This is a genomic window from Oleiphilus sp. HI0128 (genome assembly GCF_001635365.1).
In genome coordinates, this window is record NZ_LWGG01000770.1 from 1 (window position 1) to 3,592 (window position 3,592).

Annotated in this window: 4 protein-coding genes; 2 read left to right on the top strand and 2 right to left on the bottom strand. The window is 44.0% G+C overall.

Annotation, left to right across the window (positions count from 1 at the left end; all coding sequences use genetic code 11):
• The coding region (locus A3763_RS28585) for a hypothetical protein (protein WP_197482881.1) at positions 1–1,155 on the top strand (1,155 nt) is incomplete at its 5' end.
• Between the two features lie 94 nt (positions 1,156–1,249).
• On the opposite strand, the gene A3763_RS10765 is transcribed toward A3763_RS28585, so the two are convergent.
• Positions 1,250–1,459, bottom strand: a complete 210-nt coding sequence (locus tag A3763_RS10765; protein WP_068511735.1) for a cold-shock protein — start codon at positions 1,457–1,459, stop codon at positions 1,250–1,252.
• 426 nt (positions 1,460–1,885) lie between these two features.
• Here A3763_RS10765 and A3763_RS10770 point away from each other — a divergent pair, with 426 nt between their 5' ends.
• On the top strand, positions 1,886–2,299 hold the full coding sequence (locus A3763_RS10770; RefSeq protein WP_231872168.1) for a cytochrome c5 family protein: 414 nt from the start codon (positions 1,886–1,888) through the stop codon (positions 2,297–2,299).
• Between the two features lie 92 nt (positions 2,300–2,391).
• Here the strand turns inward: A3763_RS10770 and A3763_RS10775 are convergent.
• On the bottom strand, positions 2,392–3,592 hold a 1,201-nt coding region (locus A3763_RS10775), incomplete at its 5' end, for a helicase-related protein (RefSeq protein ID WP_197482882.1).

The following is a 3,592-nucleotide window of genomic DNA, read 5'->3' on the forward strand; positions in this document are numbered from 1 at the left end:
CCCATCAGGCAGGGGCAGGTAAAAATTGCGGCGGTCATTGAGCACGAACAGAGCAGTAAGCACGACCGTTTCCATCCTATCCACTTAAGTGCCGAACAAAGCCTAAAAGGACAAATGGTTCACCCTTTTGTCTACAAACAAAACGCCTATTTTGAGGTGGAGAGTTTGTCTCGCAATGGCTTCTATGCAAGCGGGATTCACACAGAGTTTACCTTGTTTGAAGGTATGGAGCTGAAGTATAGCTTGGGTTCGATTCAAGAGCTTCAGAATGTCGTCGGTAAGGTGTCCAACGTTTCGTTAACGGATCAGAATAAAATTAGATGCTTTATTGAAACGCCCTCACTTTCGTATTTGGCAGAAGACGAGCTGGCTCAGCATTGCTTCCATTTTGCACAGAAGACGCCGCGAGACATTAGTCGAGCGGGTATGAATGCCCAGCATATTCAAGAGCTGGTTCAGTATCGTTTTGTTGAAACTCAGGCGGAGTACGAAGCCGTCTTGAAATTGCGTCGCAAGTCATACGCGAGTATGGGGATGTGTAACAAAGATGACCCTATTGCACGCTTTGCTATGCAGCAGGATGCTTATGGTCGGATATTGATTGCTTTTCATAATGAGCGCGTAATCGGTAGTGCTTTGCTGGTATTTGGTGAGCGAGGTGAGAAGCCATTTGAGCTTGACCAGTTATTACCAAAGAGCCTTTTTGCAAAGCTGCCTCAATATGAAGAGCTTATGGAAATTACCGCGATATGTATTGAAAAGTACTATCAGGACACCGACGTTCTGCATGGTGTGTTTGAAAATATGTACCGTGAAGGCTTGTCGGCGGGTAAGAAGTACGTAATGGTTTCGAGTCTCGATGATTGGGTCTATCGATACAAGAAAATGGGCTTTAAAGGTACTGGTCTAGTGCTCGATCACCCTAAAAAGCCAGATGTTCAATTGAATGTAATGCTTTTGAATAAAGACACGGGTAAGTCAGGTAAAGGAATGAATCCGGTTCGCTGGTGGGTAGTTTGGGGGCATGTCAGCCTGCACCTATATCAGCGTCGAATCATAGAGTATACGCTGTTACAAAAGTGTCGAGTGCACTTCAATCGTGGACTGTTTGAATTGAATAGAGCTTTTCGAAATGGTAAACGTTGGTTTCGCTAGAGGTCGCTTATTTGAGGAGTTTAGCTGACTGAGTGTGAGGCTTGTGAGAGAGGAAAAATTCAACCCCGGAACGGGGTTGAATGAGGAATTCTTACTATGCAGGGTTTACATTTTCAGCCTGAGGGCCCTTCTGGCCAGAGCCTTCTGTAAATGTAACTGCTTGGCCTTCTGCCAAAGTTTTAAAACCGTCGCCTTGAATATTGCTGAAGTGAACAAACAAGTCTGGTCCATTCTCACGCTGAATAAAACCAAAGCCTTTTGATTCATTGAACCATTTAACGGTTCCTGAAAGTGTTTCTGACATTATCTAACCTTTTCCATTTTAATTTACTATTCAATGAGTACTCTGTAATAACTTTATAGGGGTTACCTGAGAGGCTCATATTGCTGTTTGAATTACCTATTTGAAGGGCTCTTCATCCTTTTTATAACTTGGGACAGAAACCAGCTCTTGCGAATATTTTCAAACTCAAGTTCAAGTGTAGTCAAGGATTGGGCTTTGAACAAAGAACAATGCAGAAAAAATTAACAAATATGACCTAATCTAGGAATAAGGTGTGAGATAGGTTTATTTGGCTGCCTTAGAACGACTTTTCCGGGCTTTTTCGAAGATATCTACGGTTGTGTTGTTTGTAATATGCCCTATAATGCTGCCAACATTATAGGTGTACTATAAATATCAAATGAGAGTAGGTGCACTATAAATATTAAATGAGAGATGAGGTGTTAAGTGAATAAGCTAATCAAAGTGTTGCTATCAACTGTAATGACTATGGCAGTCGTGTTCTCTGTTAATGCAGCAATGGATGAAGACTCTATTCGTGATCGATTGAAGCCGGTCGGTAAAGTATGTGTTGAAGGTGATGACTGTGGTACAGCTGCTGCAGCCGTAGCGTCAGGGCCTAAAAGCGCAAAAGAAATCTATGACACTTCATGTGCAGCATGTCACGGTACTGGTGCGATGGGCGCTCCGAAATTTGGTGATGCAGCGACTTGGGCTGATCGTTCTGCAAAAGGTGTGGATGCTTTGATCGCTAATGCTATTTCTGGTGTAAACGCGATGCCTCCTAAAGGTACATGTATGTCTTGCTCTGATGACGAGATTGCTGCGACAGTTAACTATATTCTTGAAAACAGTAAGTAAGTTATTAATTAGCAATAACTAGAACTGCTGTTAGACACAAAAAAACCGGACTAGATTTCTCTAAGTCCGGTTTTTTTGTGTCTGCAATTTACTTAGCTTCTATCTCTATCACGGCTTCGATTAGCCTTTCCTTTACGGTCTGGCTTGCTTCCGCTACGTCGATTTGAGCGAGGCTTAGTGTTTCGCTTATTAGGGCTAGGCCTTAAAGAGCCTTCGTCAACTTCATCCATAGAGAAGTTACGCAGATTGATTGGCTTGTTCGCGACACGAGCTGCTTTAAGTAAAGATAAAACCGACTTAGGCATGCCGTCAGGTAAGTCTACCGTACTGAAGTTGTTGTATATCTCAATTTGTCCGATGTATTCGCTATCTAAATCAGCAGTGTTTGCGATAGCGCCGACGATATTGCCAGGTTTGACATTATCTTTATAGCCTACGTCCAAGCGGTAGCGAACCAGTTTAACATCTGGATGATCCCTTAGTGGGCGAGGAGCGGCTTTCAACTTATCCATACCGCCTCGGCTATCTCTTTCTCTTGGTTCCCTTGGTTCCCTTTCTCGCTCGGGTTTGTTGATCTTTCTATCGCTATTCGGATCAAGCAAGAAGGGACGATTACCATTATTGATATGAGCGAGTGCAGCAGCAATTTTGATCGGGTCTGCATGACTTTCTTCAATGAGCGTTTCGATGATCTCTTGGAAAAAGCTGGTGTCGTTAGACTCAAGTAGCTCCAGGATGTTTTTCTTGAACTGGTCTACGCGAATCTGATTAATGACATTCGCTGTCGGCACATCCATTCGTGTAATAGCTTGGCTCGTTGCCTTCTCAATAGAGCGAAGCATGCGCTTTTCACGTGGTGTGATGAAAAGTATTGCATCACCTGAACGACCGGCGCGGCCTGTTCGGCCAATTCGGTGAACGTAGGCTTCAGTATCGTAAGGAACGTCATAGTTGATGACGTGACTGATGCGTTCCACATCCAGACCTCGCGCGACAACGTCAGTTCCGATAAGGATATCGATGCCACCTTTCTTTAGGCGGTCTACTGTTTTCTCTCGGGCCGCTTGTGCTATATCGCCGTTTAGAGCCGCCGCCGAATAACCGCGAGCGTTAAGTTTTGACGCAAGCTCTTCGGTGGCAATTTTAGTACGTACGAAAATAATGACACCATCGTAGGTTTCCATCTCCAAAACGCGAGTCAAAGCTTCTAGCTTATCGATGCCGGAGGTCATCATATAACGCTGGTTGATGGTTTTTGCCGTCGCTGTTTTATCAGCGATTTTAATGATCTCT

What these genes read in the sequence shown, in the direction of transcription:
- A3763_RS10765 (WP_068511735.1), bottom strand. Translation starts at nt 1,459, where the DNA reads ATGTCAGAAACACTTTCAGGAACCGTTAAATGGTTCAATGAATCAAAA.